This window comes from Streptococcus mitis (genome assembly GCF_003942685.1).
Lineage (GTDB): Bacteria > Bacillota > Bacilli > Lactobacillales > Streptococcaceae > Streptococcus > Streptococcus mitis_CD.
Map to the genome: position 1 here is coordinate 14784 of NZ_RJNR01000009.1, position 22517 is coordinate 37300.

At 42.0% G+C, this 22517-nt stretch carries 15 protein-coding genes; 2 read left to right on the forward strand and 13 right to left on the reverse strand.

Features of this window, described 5'->3' with window-relative positions; all coding sequences use genetic code 11:
• Positions 1 to 74: 74 nt before the first annotated feature.
• From D8855_RS07115 to D8855_RS07170, 13 genes are all read right to left on the reverse strand, one after another.
• Positions 75 to 953: a glycosyltransferase family 52 gene (locus D8855_RS07115; protein WP_125416717.1), complete on the reverse strand. Its 879-nt coding sequence runs from the start codon at positions 951 to 953 to the stop codon at positions 75 to 77.
• Positions 950 to 1654, reverse strand: coding sequence for an acylneuraminate cytidylyltransferase family protein (locus tag D8855_RS07120; RefSeq protein ID WP_125416719.1), 705 nt, complete (start codon positions 1652 to 1654; stop codon positions 950 to 952). Before D8855_RS07120 ends, D8855_RS07115 begins: the two co-directional genes overlap by 4 nt.
• On the reverse strand, positions 1638 to 2213 hold the full coding sequence (locus D8855_RS10805) for an SLC5/6 family protein (RefSeq protein ID WP_247933631.1): 576 nt from the start codon (positions 2211 to 2213) through the stop codon (positions 1638 to 1640). The genes D8855_RS07120 and D8855_RS10805 overlap by 17 nt, the downstream gene beginning before the upstream one ends.
• Positions 2194 to 2571, reverse strand: coding sequence for an SLC5/6 family protein (locus D8855_RS10810; protein WP_247932340.1), 378 nt, complete (start codon positions 2569 to 2571; stop codon positions 2194 to 2196). The genes D8855_RS10805 and D8855_RS10810 overlap by 20 nt, the downstream gene beginning before the upstream one ends.
• Position 2572: 1 nt before the next feature.
• Positions 2573 to 3904, reverse strand: coding sequence for a glycosyltransferase (locus D8855_RS07130; protein WP_125416721.1), 1332 nt, complete (start codon positions 3902 to 3904; stop codon positions 2573 to 2575).
• 199 nt (positions 3905 to 4103) lie between these two features.
• The gene (locus D8855_RS07135) at positions 4104 to 9842 is read right to left on the reverse strand and encodes a ZmpA/ZmpB/ZmpC family metallo-endopeptidase (protein WP_125416723.1); all 5739 of its coding nucleotides are present in this window, start codon (positions 9840 to 9842) and stop codon (positions 4104 to 4106) included.
• A gap of 181 nt (positions 9843 to 10023) precedes the next feature.
• On the reverse strand, positions 10024 to 11061 hold the full coding sequence (locus D8855_RS07140; protein WP_049509968.1) for an aldose epimerase family protein: 1038 nt from the start codon (positions 11059 to 11061) through the stop codon (positions 10024 to 10026).
• Positions 11062 to 11176: 115 nt separating this feature from the next.
• Positions 11177 to 12343 (reverse strand): SIS domain-containing protein, encoded by a 1167-nt coding sequence (locus tag D8855_RS07145; protein WP_125416725.1) that lies wholly within the window; start codon positions 12341 to 12343, stop codon positions 11177 to 11179.
• Positions 12344 to 12548: 205 nt separating this feature from the next.
• A complete protein-coding gene (locus D8855_RS07150) occupies positions 12549 to 12953 on the reverse strand; it encodes a PTS sugar transporter subunit IIA (RefSeq protein ID WP_080977888.1) in 405 nt (134 codons plus the stop codon).
• 3 nt (positions 12954 to 12956) lie between these two features.
• On the reverse strand, positions 12957 to 13778 hold the full coding sequence (locus D8855_RS07155; protein WP_049509964.1) for a PTS system mannose/fructose/sorbose family transporter subunit IID: 822 nt from the start codon (positions 13776 to 13778) through the stop codon (positions 12957 to 12959).
• A complete protein-coding gene (locus tag D8855_RS07160; protein WP_049509962.1) occupies positions 13765 to 14670 on the reverse strand; it encodes a PTS mannose/fructose/sorbose/N-acetylgalactosamine transporter subunit IIC in 906 nt (301 codons plus the stop codon). Before D8855_RS07160 ends, D8855_RS07155 begins: the two co-directional genes overlap by 14 nt.
• A gap of 26 nt (positions 14671 to 14696) precedes the next feature.
• A complete protein-coding gene (locus D8855_RS07165) occupies positions 14697 to 15173 on the reverse strand; it encodes a PTS sugar transporter subunit IIB (protein WP_000156970.1) in 477 nt (158 codons plus the stop codon).
• Entirely contained in the window at positions 15170 to 16957 is a 1788-nt protein-coding gene (locus tag D8855_RS07170; protein WP_125416727.1) for a glycoside hydrolase family 35 protein, read from the reverse strand. Before D8855_RS07170 ends, D8855_RS07165 begins: the two co-directional genes overlap by 4 nt.
• Before the next feature lie 319 nt (positions 16958 to 17276).
• Here D8855_RS07170 and D8855_RS07175 point away from each other — a divergent pair, with 319 nt between their 5' ends.
• Complete coding sequence (locus D8855_RS07175; protein WP_049509958.1) at positions 17277 to 17993, forward strand: GntR family transcriptional regulator; 717 nt, start codon at positions 17277 to 17279, stop codon at positions 17991 to 17993.
• 317 nt (positions 17994 to 18310) lie between these two features.
• Positions 18311 to 22510, forward strand: coding sequence for an LPXTG-anchored beta-N-acetylhexosaminidase StrH (gene strH, locus D8855_RS07180; protein ID WP_125416729.1), 4200 nt, complete (start codon positions 18311 to 18313; stop codon positions 22508 to 22510).
• Positions 22511 to 22517: the final 7 nt, after the last annotated feature.

Sequence of the window (22517 nt, forward strand, 5' to 3'; positions counted from 1 at the left end):
GTTTTTCGCTATATTTATATATAAAAAATCCATACAGATGTATGGATTTACATATTTAAAAATATACATTTATACTACCAGCCAAGTGAAACTATTTCAAACTGACAACCTAATCGTCGCAATTCTTTTTGACGGTCCTCATAGTAGGGGAGAGAAATACCTGTGATGGTCACATGGGGCAGGTCTTTCAAGTGCAGGCTGACGGATGAGGTAAAATGATAGACATGAACGAACTCGTATTCTTGAAAGAGTTGGGCTAGAACATCTTCAAAGATCAGTTCCGTCTCCAAGTAACTCACATCAGGGATAGTGAAGGTTTCCTTGGGATGGGGTAGATAGAGGTCAATGGCTAAGGCCTTGGCATAGGTGCTGATAAAGCGGATGGATATCTGATCGTCCTCTTCAGAGAACTTTTGCCCCAACAGGACCTTGACCGTCTTACCATTTGAGACGGGTGCTTGTGGCAGGTCAAAAAAATGCTCCAGATAAACTAGCTTTTCTCTAGCCACGACATGGTAGTCACTGCGATAGAGGGTATAGTGCTTTTCCGTCCGCTCAATCAAATCATCTCTAGTCAAGCCCAAAGGCCCCACCTGACTGGGTTGAAGAGGGAGGGCATACATACCCAAGGGGTAAATATCCGCATAGCCATCATCAAAACTCATGAGGTGTTGGTAGGTCGAACTAGCAACCAAGTCCAGAATCAAGCTATTGTCAAAGCTAGCATAAAAGATGGTGTCATAGTCTCCCGCCAGCTCCTGACAAATCTGAGCCAAGTCCGCTGCCGTCTGAGGATAGTAAACATGATCAAAATCCTTAGCATAATGCTCTTGTCGGGCATTTTTGACAGGACTGACATAAAGGCTGACAAAATCCTGATTAGGATAGAGTCCCTTGATATGCTGGGCAATCTTGGCCTGCAAGGGCGTTGTGGCAATGATGAGGTGTTTCATCTCTTTGATTCTCCTAGGTGGTGATGGTGCAGCAAGGTCTCAACGACTTCAAAGTCCAAGGCATCGTCGATATCATAAGAATAGAGTTTGGGCATTTCATAGGCTACTGTCTTATCAGTATAAAAGGTCTCATCTCGTAGGTAAAGGTCCTTGCGAGAAATCCAGATACTACCGTTGGGATAGTAATAGACAGGCTCTTTTTGCCGAGCATAGTGCTTGGAAACCTGAGGGGGACGGATAAATGACGACTCCGCAAACTTCAAGAAAAGACTACGACTCTTGTCCGCCTTAACACAGGAAATCAAATGGTCGGCGCCAGACTGACAGTAGAGCTGGTAGGACTCTATAAGATGCTCCACCTCTCTCAAGGGTGAGGTCACCTGTAGATTCACAAAGACCTGCTCTTCCTCAAAGGGCTGTAAAAAGTCTCGTAAGGTTTCTAAACTAGAGGTTGTTGCCAAAGCCAATTCTTTTGGTCTGTGGACACAACGAATCTCTGGATAGGCTTGACGACAGAGTTCTAGATAGGCTAGTGAGTCTGAGGATACCCAGATATCACTAAATAGCTTGGAGGCTAGAGCGACTTCTATGGTATAGAAAACCAAGGGTTTGCCTGCAAGCGGTTTGATATTTTTATCCACTAAGCCGCGTGACCCCGAACGGATCAAAATGACGGCTATGGGTTTAGATGTTACTTTCATATAGTCTTCCTAGAATTGAGATAAAAAGGGCAGATAGGGTAGTGATGATGCTATTTAACCAGGGATTGGGGTTAGCAAAAAGGCCACTGTAATGATAGAGAACCAAGGCTCCTAGACTAAAGACCAGATAGATTTGGGCTAACTGTAAGTTCGGTCTTTTGAGGAGTAAGACCAAGAGGTACAAACCACCAATCACACCCAGTGTCAAGCCCATAAAGCCGTTAATCCATTCGTAGATGGAGTAGATTTCTGCATTCATGAGTAAGAGGCAGAGGAGCCAGGACAAGCCTGCTAAGGCAAAGGATAGGATACTTGGCGACCAGCGAATCTTTGTCCAAGCAAAATCCAACTTCAAGCAGGTCACGATTGCATTCATACTGGATGAAACTGTGGATTGGCCTGTTGCCAAGAGAGCCAGCATGATGAAGCCGCCAAACCAAGGTGCCAGACCCTCTCGAGCGTAAGCAATGAGGACAGGATTGGTCGATGTGGTGGTAAAATTTTCCTGACGAATTAAGCAGCCAATCAGATAGAGTAGACTAGCAATCCCAAAGGACAAGAGTCCCTGTAGCCAGTGAACGAATGCCAGCCGATTGAAACTTATCCTCTAAAAGATGATAGGCTGTCTCATAGTTTCCCTTTTGATAGAGGGGCAGAAAATAGCGATGAGCTAGTGGAATGGCTAGAAAGATGCCACACTGGGCAAACCAGAGATAGGACCTACCTGTATAGGCATTCCCCACCAGAGTCAGAAAGGAAATGGGGCTGAGTAAGGTCGCAAAGACTGAGAAGGCCAAAACCGTCACTGGAACAGCTTTCTTAACCTGATAATAGTCCTCTTCGCTCCCTTTTTTCCAATAGGCAATCCAGGAAATCAAGTAGAAATAGAGCAATAGGGTGACTAGAATTCCCAACATCCTAGAAGTTCCTATCTAATAGTTCTCTGTATATTTGAGCTACTTTTTCCAGAGAATAGCGAGAGGCTAAGGCTAGATTTTTTTCATTCGATAGATAAAAATCAGGCTCTTCCATCTCTTCTATCTTTTGAATCAACTCTGATTTGGTTTTAAACAAGTTGATGGCATTGGACTGGCCAGCATAGAAACGATGGGCAATCTCCACATCTGATAACAAGGCTAACAAACCTTGACTCAAGGCTTCAACACAGGCGTTGGCAAATAACTCTGTGTAACTTGCAGACAGATAGCATTGGTGCATATGATAAGGCACTTCGTTAACGATACCTTTAAAGTGAATGGTTGGCGGAAGATCATATTGATTCTGTAATTCTGCTAGACGTTCCTCTGAGCCACCATAAAAGGTAATCTGGGCCTTGGAGCCACGTTTGTAGAGTTCGATAAAAGCTTCAATGACAAGTTCAACGTTCTTACCTTCTCCCATATGACCCACCAAGCAATAGTCCAAAACAGGTCCGATTTTTCTTAGCTGACCTACTTTTTCTGTAAACATTGGTGGTAAAAACTTAGTGTCATACCCTTGTTTCGCCAAAGTATCAGTCAAAACTTCACTGGCAACTAGGTATTTGTTTGTCTTGCGCAGATTGGCGAGGCGTAAATCTCGCATGACATTTTCATGGACGACTTCATAATAATTTTTATCCGTGTTTTCCATGTAACGCCAAAGGCTGGGTTTGGGAACGATTTGTTGGTCACGGATGAAGAGGTCGGTCTGTTTTGCCCATTTGGCTAAGAACTTGACCAGCAAGTCCTCTTCAGAACGGATTTCTCCTCCTATGCGATAGATGTATTCTGGGTAAAAGATAGTGACAGGAGAAGGTTCTTTGAAGGGATCGATAAAGCGTCCTTCCAGGGCCAGTTCTCCATTTTCATGATACCAACGAAGTTCCTTTTCCTTGAAATCTTCAAACAAGAAGGGACCCTTGGTATAGTAATATCTCCCCGAGCCATCTCCTAGGGTAACAGAGGCCACAAAGCCATCTTCATTGAGCTCCACCTGATCTCCATCTGCTAGCGTTAGACTTTCTGGTCTCACTGATAAGTCTGCATGGCCTATATCTGAAAAACTATGCGGAACACAGAGCAATTCCTTTTCTAAAAATCCTAACTTAATCAAGTCTTTCTTCCAGTCAGGACGAAGCTGAGGACTCGAAACGAGGTGGACATACTCCAAACCTAGATGGCGTGCTATGCGGGCTCGATAGACCTGGGTACTCTCAAAGCCATAGCGATGGATTTCCTTGGCTGGATGAATGGTGACAATTCTCGACATGATGTAGACTCTTTCTCTCTTATTTTCTACTTACAAAGGAAAAACCACCCTCACAAAGAAGCGAGGGTGGTTTTTCCGTTACAATGCTTGGGGATTTCCTAGCAAGTTCCCCCTCAAAAGGACTTTATGCTATTCTATCACAAAGACTGACCATCTGCAAGGTGGACTGGTTTAGACAGGATAGCTTGGGGGAGTTTTCTTATTGTTTATAAATCGATTCTCTGAAATCATCTGTGCTACGTAGGTAGGCATTGTAGATTTTTTGTTTTAATAAGTGGACCCAACTTGCAGGAGCGTGGCTTGTCGTACGGTCAATGTTAGCCACATCTTTTGCCACTGCTTGATCGATGAGTTCTTGCATTTGAGCAGCTGAACGAATTGTAATCTCCTTGCTGCTGTTTGGTACACCAAGTTCATACTGAATAGTGATTGGTTTCAACTGGTCTTGCTTGCGAATACGTTTATTAAACATATCCTTCTTGAAATCAGCCCATGAACCATATTGGTTGGCAAAGACATTTTTCAAGACGAGACTATCAGTGATGAGGCCCACATCTTTCCTAAGCCAATCTGAATAGGTAATGTCCCCGTTTCGTTTAGCTTCTTCTGCATATTGGTTGGATACATATGGTAAGAACCCATCTTGATAACCTTTTTCTGCCAACAATTCGTAGGCTGTCTTTCTAAACATGATGTCACCAGGCGCACCCTTTGAATTACTGAGGGCAGCATAAATCGGTGAGAACATGCTGATCAGATGATAGCCATTACGAGTATAGTCGCTCTTATCACGGTAAGCCCGACGGTTGATGATATCATTGTCAATCAAGGCATCCAGACTGGTTAGTTTACTTACTTCAGCATCTGTCAATGGACGAACAGAGTTTCCAGCATGAGTTTGTTTATGGTACTTGTCCTCAATGTAGAAATTCTCTATTTTTCTAAACCATTTTTTCTTGACATCATTAGACTTAGTTAAAATGGCATTGGCTTCCATAGCATCCAAGGTATACAAGACATCGTACATACCGTGAACATACTCTTGCAAGGCTGCGGCTGATGTGAAGCGGCTTGTCGGGTCATAAGTATGCAAGCGAGTTGATGAATCCTTATCCCCTTTATAGAGAGTATTCAAGACAATAGCATCCTTATCTAGACTGTCAGCAGATTGCAACAGGCCTAAGGCATACAACTCTGCTCCCAATCCTTCACGACGACCTTTTCCTTCAAAGTAAATATGTCCGTCAGAATTATGAACCATTTCATGAGTATAGACTGATGTTCCGTATTTATCCAACAAGCGGTCGCTGACATAGTGGACCTCAGAACCGTTGGCATAGGCTCCAGCTCCCTTACTTTCCCCATACCACTTACCAGTTGGTCCAAAGAAGTTGTAGATAGAATCAATGGCCTTATCAGACAGGGTAGCCCAGTAATAATTACTATTGCTATCTTTCATACCAAAGCCATCTGAAACCATGACTGAACGGAAGAGTTTTTCTTTGTATTCTGGTGAAAGGAAGTGGTACCAGATATCGTAGTGGTCTCGTTGCCATTCAGCCGACTGGTCAACCTTAGCACGGACATACTGACGCAATTCTTCTCCTGATAAGACTGTATTATTAACACGGTCACGGTAGCGTTCATAGCCACCAAAGGCCAAGGTAGAAAGATTTGAAATCACATAAACATCTTCTTCTGGCAATGTTAATAAAGGTAGGAGCATGTTTTTTAATTTCCAACTTGGTGCCGTAATACGATCATAGACTCCCAGTGTATAGTTACTATCTGGTGTAGCTGACTCTTGTTTAGCACGCACTTCTGGAATCGCTGACTTACTCTCTACTATATAGGCCTTGGTATTCGTCTTCAACCATTCATTATTGGTTTTAGTTGGTAGGAAGAGTTTTCTGTAAGACTCTAGTAAATCCGTCACTGTCTTGCGACCTTTTGCAGGGGCCAGGGTTGTTTCATAGGCACTTATATTATTTGATGCCTTGAGATTTTCCATACCGCTCTGACCTAGGGCAATGATGGTATCCAAGGTTGAAGTTGTGCTATTGCCATCAAAGTCAAACTTATAGGTATTGAGATCCTTGGTATTGATGTGATCATAGTTGATATTGTACCAGCGATTGAGGTAAGTCAAACCAAGCAAGAAAGCTTCCTTGTTGTTTTTGATTTTTTCGCTGATGTAGGTTGCTACACTATCTCCCATCGTATTGATAGACTTGTCCATGGCTAGCACTTTACGGAGATGTTCGCCGATATTAGCCTTAACTTTTTCGAATTCTTTGTCCAAGTATAGCGGATCAAGCGACGCATCTGCCTCAATGCCCAGAACTCTTCTCATGGCTGCTGAGTCATATTCGACCCCTTGCAAATCTGCTAGGACCTGATCGGTCACTTTCGTATAGTCAGATAAAAAGGCTTCTGGTGTAAAGATAAAGTTTTTACTTGCTACGCTGTACTCTGCAATTTGTGTATTTTTGAAATCTTCTTTGTAGGTGACATCTAGATAACTGATTGTATTATCAGCAAAATGCAACATCAGTTTATTGATCGTTGCTTTATTGGCCTGAATATCTGTGATGATGTCATTGTCCTTCATTGGTACAACATCCAGCAATTCTGTAGTATAAAGCTTATCCGTAGGATCAACTTGATTTCCATAGTGAACCACTAGCTCTTTATTATAGAAAGGCATCAATTTCTCAATATTGTGATAAGCAACTTTTCGACTAGCTTGACCTTGGCTTAACTGAGTATAGTCCACACTGTGCTGATTGGCCTTGAGTGTTTGACCTGTATCGTTTAGTGTCACTGTCATCCCATAAGACTGAACCTTTTCTCTGGCCTGGTCTTGGGTGATTGGGGCCGCATAGAGATCAGCCTTCTTGTTCTCAACAGCAGTGCTGGCATCTTTGATGTCCGCTCCCCTGTACTGGTCTCCTGTGATGGCATAACCATCTCCAGCGTTGACCATGCTAACGACATGATGGATACGGCCATTTTTCCATGTAGAACCAGCTATTCCTCCGACTCGTGGATAAGTTGTTGTGTTGAGAATGGTTCCACTTGCTAACGCGTGAGAAACTAAAGCACCACTTTGAACTTTCCCAACAATACCTCCCGCAAATTGGTCATTGTTGCGAGCATTGCTAGAAATATTTGCATCAACTGCGACCTTATCAATCTTAGCCTTATTACCAGATAAGAGCCCTGCTATACCTCCCACATAGTAAGGAGAAGCATCCGTATGCTTAGCCTGAATGCTACCTGTAAATGAACTATTGCTTATTTCTGTATCTTGAGCCTTGGCTACCAAACCTGCAACTGACTTGCTACCTGACAATTGACCTTCTACAGCTACATTACTAATCTGGCTGTTAGTAGCCACTTTTGCTAGGCTGGCTGTATCTTCTTGACTCTTAATCGATACTGCTTTAAAATCAATATCTTTCACAGTAGCCTTGGTCAAATTATCAAACAAGGCTGTCTTAAGGTCATAAATCGCAAACGGCTTCCCATCACTCGCACCGATAAGATTACCAGTGAAAGTGCCTGTCACATAGCTGGTTTGTCCCTTTGCTAAGGCCACTTCATCAGCTGTCATATCAGCTCCAAGTTTAAAGGTTCCAGCGAGATTACCTTGCATGGCAGCAATCAGTTTCTTGAAGGAAGTATAGACACCGTCCTTGGCAAGCTTTTGCTTATCAACTGTGAAGCTATAGTTATCCTTGTATGCTGAATCTTTCTCTTGAACCAGTTCATTGAAGGCAACGGTTACCTTGTATTTCCCATCCTCTGTTTCCTTAATAGAGCTAACTGGTAGCAACATTTCTTTCATCTTATCTGATTTGACTTTGACAAAATAAGGTGACAAATCACTTGGTACTTCTGATAAATTCAGATAGCGACGGTAGTGACCATCTTCCTTACCATAGAGCCCCACTTCATCCACATCTTTGATTTCAATTTTCTTATAGTCCAATTGAAAATCTTTCGTTGATACTTCTGTATTTTCCTGATCAGATTGGCCTAGATTATAGGTCAGGTAAGTCTTAATTGTATAAGGAGTATAGTAGTCCAAACCATCAATCGTTTGCTGAACGGATAAATCTTTCAAATCCACTTCTTTAATCAGTGTTCCATTTTGAAAAATTTGGGCCTTGGCCTTAACAAAAGCAGACGTTTGGTCATCTAAGTGATAGGTGACTGCTACAGCTTTTTTGCTCTCATCTTTAACAAGATTGGTGATTTCAACTGTTGGTTTGGTTTTAACAAGACTGCCAACCTTGACAATCTCTTTGGTTGGTTCTACTTCTGTACGTGAGATTTCCTTGCTAGCTTCCACCTTACCATCTACGAGATAATCTTCATACTCGATTGTCCGTAAACCGTCTTTTCCTTCCTGAGCAATTTCTCGATGATTTTTTAAGATAGTCGCATCTTCAATTTCTTCCGTTTCATGAGGAATGGTTTCTGTTACTGTACGATGATTACTTGTCAAAGGCAGTTCAGAAAGAGCCTCTGCTACAGCAGCTTCACCCTCGTGACCCTGCTCTTGTGTGCCTTGAGTACTGATTGGACCTGTATAAGACGGTAATTCTGGTTGAACCAGAGATTCGCCTTCATGACCTGACTCTTGCGTGCCTTTAGTGCTAACGGGTTCTGTATAAGACGGTTGTGCTGGTTGAACTAGAGCCTCGCCCTCATGACCTGACTCTTGTGTACCTTGGGTGCTAACGGGTTCTGTATAAGTCGGTTGAACGGGTTGAACTAGGGCATCGCCCTCATGATCCGACTCTTGTGTGCCTTGGGTGCTAATTGGGGCTGTATAAGACGGTTGTGCTGGTTGAACCAGGGCCTCACCCTCATGACCTGACTCTTGCGTACCTTGGGTACTAATTGGGGCTGTGTACGCTGGTTGCGTTGGTTGAACTAGGGCATCGCCCTCATGACCTGGCTCTTGCGTGCCTTTAGTGCTAACGGGTTCTGTATAAGACGGTTGTGCTGGTTGAACCAGGGCCTCACCCTCATGACCTGACTCTTGTGTACCTTGAGTACTGATTGGGGCTGTGTAGGCCGGTTGCGTTGGTTGAACTAGAGCCTCGCCTTCATGACCTGACTCTTGTGTGCCTTGGGTGCTAACGGGTTCTGTATAAGTCGGTTGAACGGGTTGAACTAGGGCATCGCCCTCATGACCCGGCTCTTGGCTCCCCTTTGCTTGCACTACAGTTTCATTGTTTTTTTGTAGTTGAGGCTCTATAGGAGAAGGTGTTCCTCCTTGTTGTTCCTCTATCGTTAAGCTATCTACATTTTCTAAGTTAGACTTGCTGTCATGCGCCTTCTGTTTATCTGATTGCTTAACAACGTCTACTTTATTTTTCACATATCCAATGTATGTATAACCAGGAATATCAACCGGAGCTGGCAAAGCATCTCCTGCTTGAACAGATAGTTGAGTGTTGTAGGCAGCTAGTGTTTCGCTAGTCAAGGCAAGGACAGTTGGAGACAGCAACTGGCTTCCTAGACTGGTTACTAACAAGAATCGACTAATCTTGCTCTTGCCATCACGTCCCTTAAGAACCACTACGACCAGCAAACTAAGGCCTGCCACTAAGGCAGCAGTTCCTAGAGAAGAGCTAGCTCCTGTGTTGGGTAGTACTTGATTTGCTCGATAAACAAGATAGTAGGTAGCATCTGTTTCTTCCGCTACTTGTGGTAGGGATGTAACTAAGAGAGTCTTCTCTTCATCAGTCAAATCCGACTCTAAAACATAAGTATAATTAACGGCATGAGATTCTTGGGCAGATACAGTCTGTAGGCCAGTTCCCATCAAAAAGAAACACGCAACTGCTACAGATACAAGGCCAACTGCCAATTTTCTCAATGAGAAATTCTGTCTTTTTTCTCCACTAGTTTTGAAATTCATATTCCCCTCTTTTTACATTTTTAAATTAGTATATTAATTTATAGCAAAATATACAACTCTTCCCATTATACATCAACTTTTTAAAAGATTCTAGGGATAGATATGCAAATAAGGGAATAATAAAAGGCATTCCTAAAATTAGATACCTAACTTCTGGAACACCTATCATATTTCTAAATTTTTATTTCACAACAAGCTCATAACGTGTCTTGCTTGTAAAGGTTTGACCGGCTTTAAGAATAACTTTGTCTTTGAGGTCGCTATGAATGGCATCTGGTAAAGCCTGCGCTTCAAGGGCAATCCCATTGTGCTGTACCATTGGCTGACCTCCTATGATGACACTCTCATCCACAAAGTTTGCTGTGTAGACTACAAAGCATGGAGCCTCTGTCTTGAAAAGCAGGAAGCGACCTGAATTTTGGTCATAAAGGAAACCAGCATTGTCATGACCTGCAGGAAGAGCGAATGGATGATCCAAACCAGATACCAGTTGGATTTGCTCATCATCCTCTGCAAAGATGTCTTTCAACAAGGCACCATTGTAGATGTGTTTAACCACATCACGATTAGCATCTGGAGTTTTAGCCGGAACACCGTCGGGAGCGATTGGATAAATGCCCTCTGTGTTTAGTTGGAAGACATGGCGGTCAATTGTCTGTGTGAAATCACCAGACAAGTTGAAGTAGCTGTGATTGGTTGGATTAACCAGCGTATCCTGATCTGTCGTTACCTTGTAGCTGATTTCATAGGCACCAGTTTCTTCCAAGTGATAACTGATCCAAATCTTGAGATTTCCAGGAAATCCTCCTGTCCCATCTGTACGCTCTATGTAGAGGGTCAAACCATGGTCGCTCACTTCAACTAGTTCAAACAAGCTAGAATCCCAACCAGTTGAACCACTATGGTTACAGTTGCTAGCATTGTTGACTTCAAGGTCATAGTTCTTGCCATTAAGCTCAAAGGTCGCACCTGCAATACGTCCTGCCACAGGACCTACGCTCGCTCCATGCTTGGGGCTATTGCCTACATAGCTGTCAAAGTCATCAAATCCCAAGATAACATTGGCAAAATTTCCAGTCTTGTCAGGTGTGACATAGCGTAAGATGGTCGCACCATAAGTCATAACCTCAAGCTGGTAGCCACCGTCTGTCTCAAATCGATAGGCCAAGACATCCTTGCCCTCAACATTTCCAAATACACGCTCTGTGTATGCTTTCATTCTGTTCTCCTTTTACTATTTCTCTCAAGCAAACAAACCATAGAAAGCGTACTGACAATCTATGGTTTATCTGATAATTTACAAATCCTCTTGTCAAGAATTCATAAACACTGTCTTACTTTTGATATTCGTGGATGATAACACCTTGTACCACACGGTTTACTGTACCTGTAGGAGACGGTGTATCTGGTTTATTTTCTACCTTGAGTGAAGTCAATAGGGCAAAGAGTTGGGCATAAACGATGTAAGGGAAGACACGGTAAATATCATTCAAGACACCACCACAACCAAGGGCCACTTCTTTGACATTTTCAAGACCAAAGGATTGATCACTCAAAAGCACAACACGACGAGCAATCTGATCACTAGCAACTTCACGAACCAAGTCTAGGTCGTACTTACGAGTATAGTCTGTCGTTGTACCAAAGACCAAAACAACTGTATCTTCGTTGATAAGAGATTTTGGACCGTGACGGAAGCCGACTGGGCTTTCATACATAGTCGCAACTTGACCAGCAGTCAGTTCCAAAATCTTAAGCTGAGCTTCATGAGCAAGACCGAAGAAAGGACCAGCGCCTAGATAGATGACACGGTTAAAGTCTAGGTCAACAAGTTCTTTGACATCCTCTGCATTGTCTAGAATTTTACGGGCAAGACTAGATACAACTTCAAAACGTTCAGCTTTAACAGCAAATTCTGTAGGATCAAAGACCAAGAGAGCTGTCAGCATCATAGACGTAAAGCTAGAAGTCATGGCAAAGCCAGCATCATTAGAGGCAGCTGGTTGCAAAAGTAAAAGATTGCGGTCATCGCCATGAGCTTGAAGAGCCAATTTACCATCTGCCGCACACGTAATAGTCACTTGATAAAGCTCATCCACCAAGGCTTTTGCCAAATCAACAGTCGCCACACTTTCAGGCGAGTTCCCACTACGAGCAAAAGACACAAGGACAGTTGCCACATCTTTTTTCAAATAAGTTTCTGGATTGGCAACGATATCTGTTGTCGCAATAGCATTGAAATTCCATTTGCGTTCGTCATAGACTTCCTTAAAGTAAGGTACCAAGGTATCTCCAACATAAGCAGAAGTCCCAGCACCTGTCAAGATAACCTTGATATAGTCATGTTTATCAGCAATCCCTTGTAAAAAGGCTGTAATTTCTTCACGTTTTGCTTGATAAGATTCAAAAGCTTCTTTCCATACATCAGGCTGTTGGTAGATTTCACGTGTCGTGATTTCTGCACCCAATTCGAGCAAGTCTTCTTTTGTATAATGTAGCATTGAGTTCCTCTTTTTCTATCAAATATGGGAATGGGAGTAAGCCCCATTCCCATGTATATTCTATATAAAATGCTCTAACGATTTTCACGTTGTCACATCGTATACTCAATGAAAATCAAAGAGCAAACTAGGAAACTAGCCACAGGCTGTACTTGAGTACGGCAAGGCGACGTTGACGTAGTTTGAATTTGATTTTCGAAGAGTATTATTCATCTTCGTCATCATCGAAGCCAGCTAACAGGTCATTAACTTTCACAATGCTTTCTGCAGCACGGCTCTTGTAGTCCGCATCTGCGCCTGTAAGGCTCGCATTGATAAATTCAATCACCATTGGAAGATTCATCCCTGCGTAAAGGTCAATATCACGACCTTCCATGATCAAGCGACTCACCACGTTACATGGTGTACCACCAAGAAGATCCGCAAAGACTAGGAAATCATCCAATCCTTCAATAGCAGCTTCAAATTTTGCAGTAAAGTCTTCTGGTCCATCTTCTGGAAGAAGAGCCACTGCATGAATGTTGTCTTGTGGACCCATGATCATTTCAGTGCTACCTTTAAGTTCTTCACAAAAACGACCATGGCTCACCAAAATTAATGATTTAACCATAAATTATGCGCCCATTCCAAGCAAGAATTTACCGATGAATGAAAGACCTACTGCAAGAGCGATAATGATACCGATAGCTTTAGTAGAAGTCATACCTTTCTTACCAAGCAACCAGAAGATAAAGGCAGTAAAGATTGCTGGAAGCAAGCGTGGGAAGATTGAGTTCAAGATATCTTGGAAGTCAATCATTTTTTCACCGATTGGCAATTTGTAAGAAATTTCAAAGTTAATCATTGTTGCTACAAGAGCACCCATCATGAAGACACCAAGTACAGATGCAGCGTCAATCAAAGCTGTCAAAGTACTTTGCATGTTGTTGATAAGGTTAACCCCTTCTTTGTAAGCAAATTCCAACTGTTTCCAACGGAAGATGTCATAAGCAACTGCAACTGCGATCCAAAGGAAGATTCCCCATGGTTGGCCAGCGATAGCCATAGTTGCTGCGATAGATCCCATGATAGCAGGTACAAGTGAACCAAAGATAGTATCTCCAAGAGGAGCGAATGGTCCCATCAAACCTGTCTTGATACCGTTAACGGCATCTTTTGAACCTACACCATCTTTTTCTTCCATGGCAAGGTCAAAACCAGCGATAATAGTGTGGAAGAATGGTGAAGTATTGAAGAATTGAGTATGAACTTTCATCATTTCTTTCAATTCAGGAGTTCCATCCCCATACATTTTACGCAATTGAGGCAAGATCATGTAAAGGTAACCAGAAGCTTGCATACGTTCGTAGTTCCAACCTAATTGGAAAGTAAACAAGCTACGTTTGTTGATTTGATTAAAATCTTCTTTTGTAAGTTTGTAATTAGAATTCGTCATCTTCGATTTCCCCACTTTCTGATGGTGTAGAAGGTGCTGCCACAGCTACTTTTTGGCTATTTTTGAAGTGAAGCACTGCTAGGAAGATACCTACGATAGAGATACCAATCATAGACAATCCTTTGAAGTTGTTCACGAAACCAATTTTTTCAGCAACATCTTTAGGTAGAGTACCGATAATACCTGCAACAGCGCCACCAAGACCTGTTACATATGAGTAAAGAACAGTCAACATAGCTGTCAAACCAAATCCCATTGCAAGGTAGTGAAGGTTACGTTTAACTGGAAGGTAACGAAGCAAGATTGCAAATCCAAGACCTGGAAGCATACGTCCTGCGAGTGTCAAACCATCTGCAAGCCATTGGTATTCTTTAACTAGGTCTACTACGTGTTGTACAAAGGCACCACCAAAGGCAAGCGCGAAGAAGACTGGAAGGGCACGAGATAGAGCCCATGGAATCGCACCAAGCAAGTAGTTGCGTTCGATTCCTTTGTAGTCATAGCGTTCGATTGCAGCATCAATACGGTGTGCAAAGAAAGTAGTTGTCATACGTCCAAGAACGTCGAAGTAAGTCAAGAGAGCTGCTACTGGCACAGCGATTGTTGTAATCGCAAGGTCTGTATCAATACCTTGAGAGATTGAGAATGCTGTTGCAAGAACCGCACCAGAAGTTGCGTCGATACGAGAAGCACCACCGAAGGTACCAACCCCAAGAACGAACAATTGCAAGCTACCACCGATAAACAGACCAGTAGTCACATCTCCCATGATTAAACCAGTAATGAAACCAGCAAATACAGGGGAACCTGCAGATGAAACGATCGTCAACTCATCACAGATTTGATAAGCTGAGTACAAAGTGAGAAGTAAAATTTGCCACCATTGTATCATAACAATGACCTCCTAAAAATTTTTTCCTATTTTAATAAGCTCAAAAAGTCTGAAATTGGATCATTTGGAACCATTTGAGCAGTAAGTTTAACACCTTTTTCTGCCAATTTGTGGAAATCTTCCACATCCTTGTCCACTACGTTGATAGAACGTGTAATGGCACGAGTTTCTGGTGTTTGAGACATATTCCCAACATTGAGAGTTTCAAGTGGTACACCTGCTTCGACCAAACCAAGGAAGCGGTCTGGTTTACGAGCCACGATAAAGAGACGTTGGCTATCATATTTACCAGCAAGAATATTGGCTGCCGCTTTTTCAATTGGCAAAATACTCAATTTTACACCTGGTGGTGTCGCAAGTTTCAAACCACTCTTTTCAACGTCATTGTTGACAACTTCGTCATCTACAACCATAATACGTGAAACATTTAGTTTTCCAGCCCAAAGATTGGCTACTTGTCCGTGGATCAAACGTCCATCGATACGGCATCCTACAATTGTCATAAGTTTTCCCCCTTTATATGTTTTAGTGTAGGTTTTCGAGTTAAATAAATCTCTTCTTTATATTCACCTTCTGTTTCAAAGATAATAATGCGGTTGGCACCTTCCTTGAGATAGCTATGAGGGATATAAAGCGAGAGGGTTGGGCCAACGTTCCAAAAACGTCCTAGGTTCTGCCCATTGACAAAGGCAACTCCCTTACCAAACTCAGACAAGTCTAGGTAAGTATCTTTTGGCGCTTCGATTGTAAAATCATAAGCGTAAAAGGCTGGTTGTCCTTCTGTCCATCCTTTTGAAAAATCAATTTTCTCAGGATTGTCTAGTGGGAGTGGATAGTGTTTCCAGTTTAGTAAGAAGTGCAAATCCTTACAAACCCCTGTCCGAATTCCCTTACGTTGCGTATCCGCTAAGAACTTGTGTCCATAGTTGACACGCCCCATATTTTCTACCAAGATATCTAATCGAGACAGCGCTTTCTTTTCACCTTGATAAAAAATATCTTCCCCAATCTCTGTCTGATATTGGGTTTCGACCCACTGACCATCGATATAAAGCTGAGCCCTATCTCGACCATCAATGATGCGAAGTCTTTCTTCTTCTGCATCCCAGTTTGTTTCTGTTCGATAGAGTAGATAGCCATAGCTTTGTCCCAACTCCTCCATCTTTTTAGGATAGAGGCTTTCTACTGGACTTGACAAGCTATCCAAAGTTTCAAACAAGGAAACTTTTTCAACTAGTGGAATAGCATCCAACTCCATACTCTCTTTGTAGAGTGGTTCCAACTGCGGATACTCTGGAAAATGTGTTGCCATCATCTTCTTGACTGCCAGATATTTGGCAGTTGGATTTCCTTCTTCATCCAGAAGGGCATCGTAATCATAAGATGTAACTTGTGGCAAATCCAAGGTTCCTCGAGCCGAGCAACCATTCATGAAGCCAAAGTTTGTACCACCATGGAACATGTAAAGATTGATGGAACCTTGTTCCAAAACCTCTCGAACTGCATCTGCCAATTCTTTGGGATCCCGTGTGATAATCGGTTCTTTCCAACGATTGAACCAGCCATCCCAGAACTCCATACACATGAGCGGCCATTTCTTGCCATGTTCATCAAAGAATTCCTGCATCTGTGAAAAGTTGTACGGAGCTTTAGAACCAAAGTTTCCTGTTACAAAGAGGTCATCTTCGATTAAGGTTCCAGCTTTCAGAGTAGCTCTCCATGGACCATCTGATGTAAAGAGAGGACAGGTTACGCCACGCTCTTCCATCAACTGTCGAATTGCTCTCAGATAAGCCTTATCTTCTCCATAAGAACCATACTCATTTTCAACCTGCATCATGAGGATATTGCCACCATTGTCCAACAAATGTGGAACCAACCGTGACAAGAGCTGGTCATAGTAGCGACCGACAGCTTCAATATAAGCAGGATCTGAGGAACGAAGTCTCATATTCTTTGTTAAGAGCCAGGCTGGTAAGCCACCGAATTCCCACTCCGCACAGATGAAGGGAGAGGGACGAACGATAGCGTAGAGACCCAAATCTTGTGCCGTCTCAAGAAATCGCTTCAAATCCAGAGCTCCTTCAAAGTGAAACTCACCCTCACGAGGCTCGTGTAAATTCCAGGCCACATAAGTCTCTACTGTATTAAAACCAAGAGCCTTCAAGTTATAGAGCGAATGATACCAATCTTCTGGAGGAACCCTAAAATAATGAATGGCGCCAGATAAAATCTTAAATGATTTTCCATCGAGATAAAAATCATCTCGTATCTCAAATCGTGTCATGTTCTTACCTTCTGACAACTAAAGTTTACGCTTTCATTTGTTGATATAGTAAATATATCTCAATATCTTGCATTTGTCAATAGGTTTTCACAATTTTTTTCATTTTTCACTAAATTTTACACAAAAAACTTATAAAAATCTCGTAATCTATAGTCATAACAACATTTTAGCACCATGTATAAAAATGTAGGTTTTTCTATTTATTCCTATGTAAATTAACCTTATAGCCTATTATTCTAATTTTTTTATTCAAAAGGCTACTATTCTTTCCAGTTTTATGGTAAAATCTTTAACGGAGAAGGAAAATCGAGGTGAAAATATGGCAATTCCAAAGTATCAATATATTAAAGATGAGTTAAAGAACAAAATCATTTCTGGTCAATTTGCCAGTGGAGATAAATTCTACACTGAAGCTGAATTGATTGCAATGTATGATGTGAGTTCTATCACAGTTGTCCGCGCCTTAAACGACCTTGCCAAGGATGGCTATATTGTCCGTCAACAAGGAAAGGGTACATTCGTTTCACGCGCACGCAAACATAAACTCGTAGAGTTTTCAGATGTAGAAGTTTTTGAAACTAAAGATGATAAAGTTACCGTCCTTTCTATTGAGCGTGGAAACAAACTAAGCTACTTAGAAAAACTCGGACTACGCGGAGATCAGTTCTACTACAAGATTGAACGCGTACGCGAAACAGGTGGTGTTGTCTACATCTACCATACATCTTACATCCCAGAACAATACATCAACGCAAATTATCCAAATCTTGAATATTATAGCTCTATCTATAACCGTTTCAAATTGGATTACCACATTCACATGAATGATGAACATTTTGAAGAAATCAATGAAATAGCATTTCCAACTCCAGAACATGCGGCTTCGATCCTCGGAGTCGATGAACAATTCCCAACCGTTTTACAAACCAAGACTACTAAACTAGAGTCTACTGGTCAAGTTCTCGCATTCAGCGAAACATACAAACGAGCGGATTACTACAAAATCAAATTCATTTCATGTGACCGTGATCACTAAGAAGAAAGCCTGAGCCTAAACGCTTGGGCTTTTTCTATACTTATTATACCACATCAAAAAGGTAGCGCTTACCTATTTTTGGAAGATTCTATAATTTGTGGAATATTTTATAGAAATAGAACCAAAAAGATTCTACTAGATATATATATGTATCTTTTCCGACCAATCTGAAATCTTAAGTTTAAATTTTATATTTTTTTATACTTATTATAGTTTTTTGTCATCTCCTCTTGACTCTCGTTAATATAAGAAATAAAATAAAGGTGTTGATTTATGTAAACGCTATCAATATAACAATGCAATCAGGAGGTTTTGCAATGAAACATGAAAAACAACAGCGTTTTTCTATTCGTAAATACGCTGTAGGAGCAGCTTCTGTTCTAATTGGATTCGCCTTCCAAGCACAGACTGTTACAGCCGATGGAGTTACTCCTACTACTACAGAAAACCAACCGACCATCCATACGGTTTCTGATTCCCCTCAATCATCCGAAAATCGGACTGAGGAAACACCTAAAGCAGAGCTTCAACCAGAAGCTCCAAAAACTGTAGAAACAGAAATTCCAGCTACTGATAAGGTAGCTAGTCGTCCAAAAACAGAAGAAAAACCACAAGAGGAAGTTAGTTCAACTCCTAGTGATAAAGCAGAAGTGGTAACGCCAACTTCTGCTGAAAAAGAAACTGCTAATAAAAAGGCAGAAGAAACTAGCCCTAAGAAAGAGGCTGATTCTAAAGAGTCAAATACAGACAAGACTGACAAGGATAAACCAGCTGAAAAAGATGAAGCGAAAGCAGAGGCTGACAAACCGGCAACAGAGGCAGGAAAGGAACGTGCTGCAACTGTAAATGAAAAACTAGCGAAAAAGAAAATTGTTTCTATTGATGCTGGACGTAAATATTTCTCACCAGAACAACTCAAGGAAATTATCGATAAAGCGAAACATTATGGCTACACTGATTTACACCTATTAGTTGGAAATGATGGGCTCCGCTTCATGTTGGACGATATGAGCATCACAGCTAACGGCAAGACCTATGCGAGTGACGATGTCAAACGTGCCATTGAAAAAGGTACGAATGATTATTACAACGATCCAAACGGCAATCACTTAACAGAAAGTCAAATGACAGATCTGATTAACTATGCCAAAGATAAAGGTATCGGTCTCATTCCAACAGTAAATAGTCCTGGTCACATGGATGCTATTCTCAATGCCATGAAAGAATTGGGAATCCAAAACCCTAACTTTAGCTATTTTGGGAAGGAATCAGCTCGTACCGTAGATCTTGACAACGAACAAGCGGTCGCTTTTACAAAAGCCCTTATCGACAAGTATGCTGCTTATTTCGCGAAAAAGACTGAGATCTTCAACATCGGACTTGATGAATATGCCAATGACGCAACAAACGCTAAAGGTTGGAGCGTTCTTCAAGCTGATAAATACTATCCAAACGAAGGCTACCCTGTAAAAGGATATGAAAAATTTATTGCCTACGCCAATGACCTAGCTCGTATTGTAAAATCGCACGGTCTCAAACCAATGGCCTTCAATGATGGTATTTACTACAATAGTGATACTAGCTTCGGAACTTTTGATAAAGATATCATCGTTTCAATGTGGACTGGTGGTTGGGGAGGTTACGACGTCGCTTCTTCTAAACTTCTAGTAGAAAAAGGTCACCAAATCCTAAACACTAACGACGCTTGGTACTATGTTCTTGGGCGAAATGCAGATGGCCAAGGTTGGTACAACCTTGATCAAGGATTAAACGGTATCAAGAACACTCCAATCACTTCGGTACCAAAATCCGACGGAGCAACTATTCCATTCATCGGTGGTATGGTAGCTGCTTGGGCTGACACTCCATCTGCACGTTATTCACCGTCACGCCTCTTCAAACTCATGCGGCAATTCGCAAATTCTAATGCTGAATACTTCGCAGCTGATTATGAGTCTGCAGAACAAGCACTTAACGAGGTACCAAAAGACCTTAACCGTTATACTGCAGAAAGCGTCGCAGCAGTTAACGAAGCGGCAAAAGCCATCCGTTCACTTGATAACAACCTCAGTCGTGCCCAACAAGACACGATTGACCAAGCTATTGCAAAACTTCAAGAAGCAGTCAGCAATTTGACCTTCACACCAGAAGCTCAAAAAGAAGAAGATGCTAAACGTGAGGTTGAAAAACTTGCTAAAAACAAGGTGATCTCAATCGATGCTGGACGCAAATACTTTACTCTTGATCAGCTTAAACGCATCGTAGATAAGGCCAGTGAGCTCGGATATTCTGATGTTCATCTCCTTCTAGGAAATGACGGACTTCGCTTCCTACTCGATGATATGACCATCACTGCCAACGGAAAAAGCTATGCAAGTGATGATGTCAAAAATGCCATCATCCAAGGAACAAAAGCTTACTACGATGATCCAAACGGGACTGCACTTACACAGGCAGAAGTGACAGAACTAATTGAATACGCTAAATCTAAGGGTATCGGTCTCATCCCAGCTATCAACAGCCCAGGTCACATGGACGCTATGCTCGTTGCCATGGAAAAATTGGGTATTAAAAATCCTCAAGCCCACTTTGATAAAGTTTCAAAAACAACTATGGACTTGAAAAACGAAGAAGCGATGAACTTTGTAAAAGCCCTCATCGGTAAATACATGGACTTCTTTGCAGGAAAAACAAAGATTTTCAACTTTGGTACTGACGAATACGCCAACGATGCTACTAACGCCCAAGGCTGGTACTACCTCAAATGGTATCAACTCTATGGCAAGTTTGCCGAATATGCCAACACCCTCGCTGCCATGGCTAAGGAAAGAGGGCTTCAACCAATGGCCTTCAACGATGGCTTCTACTACGAGGACAAGGACGATGTTCAGTTTGACAAAGATGTCTTAATTTCTTACTGGTCTAAAGGCTGGTGGGGCTACAACCTTGCATCACCTCAATACCTAGCAAGCAAGGGTTATAAGTTCTTGAATACCAACGGTGACTGGTACTACATTCTCGGTCAAAAACCAGAAGATGGTGGTGGTTTCCTCAAAAAAGCTATTGAGAATACTGGAAAAACACCATTCAATCAACTAGCTTCTACCAAATATCCTGAAGTAGACCTTCCAACAGTCGGAAGTATGCTTGCTATCTGGGCAGATAGACCAAGCGCTGAGTACAAGGAGGAAGAAATCTTTGAACTTATGACTGCCTTTGCAGACCACAACAAAGACTACTTCCGTGCTAATTATAATGCTCTCCGCGAAGAATTAGCTAAAATTCCTACAAACTTAGACGGATATAGCACAGAAAGCCTAGCTGCACTCAATGCAGCAAAAGATGGACTGAACCTTAACCTCAACCGCAGCAAACAAGCTGAATTAGACGCACTAGTAGGTAAGCTCAAGGCTGCTCTTCAAGGACTCAAACCAGCTGCAACCCATTCAGGAAGCCTGGATGAAAATGAAGTGGCTGCCAATGTTGAAACCAGTCCAGAACTCATCACAAGAACTGAAGAAATTCCATTTGAAGTTATCAAGAAAGAAAATCCTAACCTCCCAGCTGGTCAGGAAAATATTATCACAGCAGGAGTCAAAGGTGAACGAACTCATTACATCTCTGTACTCACTGAAAATGGAAAAACAACAGAAACAGTCCTTGATAGCCAGGTAACCAAAGAAGCTGTTAACCAAGTTGTCGAAGTTGGCGCTCCTGTAACTCACAAGGGGGATGAAAATGGTCTTGCACCAACTACTGAAGTAAAACCTAAACTGGATATCCAAGAAGAAGAAATTCCATTTACCACAGTTACTCGTGAAAATCCACTCTTACTCAAAGGAAAAACGCAAGTCATTACTAAGGGTGTCAATGGACATCGTAGCAACTTCTACTCTGTGAGCACTCTTGATGGCAAGGAAGTGAAAACACTTGTAGATAGTCTTGTAACCAAAGAAGCAGTTACGCAAATTGTTGAGATCGGAACTATGGTAACACATGTAGGTGATGAACATGATCTTGCTCCAGTTGCAGAAACAAAACCTAGACTGGATATCCAAGAAGAAGAAATTCCATTTACCACAGTGACTCGTGAAAATCCACTCTTGCTCAAAGGAAAAACACAAGTCATTACTAAAGGTGTCAACGGTCGCCGTACAAACTTCTACTCTGTGAGCACTTCTGCCGATGGTAAAGAAGTGAAAACACTAGTAAATAGTGTCGTAGCACAGGAAGCTGTTACTCAAATAGTTGAAGTCGGAACTATGGTAACACATGTAGGCGATGAAAACGGACAAGCCGCTATTGCTGAAGAAAAACCAAAACTAGAAATCCCAAGCCAACCAGCTCCATCAACTGCTCCTGCTGAGGAAAACAAATCTCTTCCTAAAGGTCCAGCTCCTGTGGCAACAGAGAAAAAACTTCCTGAAACAGGAAGTCACGATTCTGCAGGACTAGTAGTCGCAGGACTCATGGCTTCACTAGCAGCCTATGGACTCACTAAAAGAAAAGAAGACTAAGTCTTTT

What these genes read in the sequence shown, in the direction of transcription:
- D8855_RS07115 (WP_125416717.1), bottom strand. Translation starts at nt 953, where the DNA reads ATGAAACACCTCATCATTGCCACAACGCCCTTGCAGGCCAAGATTGCC.
- D8855_RS07120 (WP_125416719.1), bottom strand. Translation starts at nt 1,654, where the DNA reads ATGAAAGTAACATCTAAACCCATAGCCGTCATTTTGATCCGTTCGGGG.
- D8855_RS10810 (WP_247932340.1), bottom strand. Translation starts at nt 2,571, where the DNA reads ATGTTGGGAATTCTAGTCACCCTATTGCTCTATTTCTACTTGATTTCC.
- D8855_RS07130 (WP_125416721.1), bottom strand. Translation starts at nt 3,904, where the DNA reads ATGTCGAGAATTGTCACCATTCATCCAGCCAAGGAAATCCATCGCTAT.
- D8855_RS07135 (WP_125416723.1), bottom strand. Translation starts at nt 9,842, where the DNA reads ATGAATTTCAAAACTAGTGGAGAAAAAAGACAGAATTTCTCATTGAGA.
- D8855_RS07140 (WP_049509968.1), bottom strand. Translation starts at nt 11,061, where the DNA reads ATGAAAGCATACACAGAGCGTGTATTTGGAAATGTTGAGGGCAAGGAT.
- D8855_RS07145 (WP_125416725.1), bottom strand. Translation starts at nt 12,343, where the DNA reads ATGCTACATTATACAAAAGAAGACTTGCTCGAATTGGGTGCAGAAATC.
- D8855_RS07150 (WP_080977888.1), bottom strand. Translation starts at nt 12,953, where the DNA reads ATGGTTAAATCATTAATTTTGGTGAGCCATGGTCGTTTTTGTGAAGAA.
- D8855_RS07155 (WP_049509964.1), bottom strand. Translation starts at nt 13,778, where the DNA reads ATGACGAATTCTAATTACAAACTTACAAAAGAAGATTTTAATCAAATC.
- D8855_RS07160 (WP_049509962.1), bottom strand. Translation starts at nt 14,670, where the DNA reads ATGATACAATGGTGGCAAATTTTACTTCTCACTTTGTACTCAGCTTAT.
- D8855_RS07165 (WP_000156970.1), bottom strand. Translation starts at nt 15,173, where the DNA reads ATGACAATTGTAGGATGCCGTATCGATGGACGTTTGATCCACGGACAA.
- D8855_RS07170 (WP_125416727.1), bottom strand. Translation starts at nt 16,957, where the DNA reads ATGACACGATTTGAGATACGAGATGATTTTTATCTCGATGGAAAATCA.
- D8855_RS07175 (WP_049509958.1), top strand. Translation starts at nt 17,277, where the DNA reads ATGGCAATTCCAAAGTATCAATATATTAAAGATGAGTTAAAGAACAAA.
- strH (WP_125416729.1), top strand. Translation starts at nt 18,311, where the DNA reads ATGAAACATGAAAAACAACAGCGTTTTTCTATTCGTAAATACGCTGTA.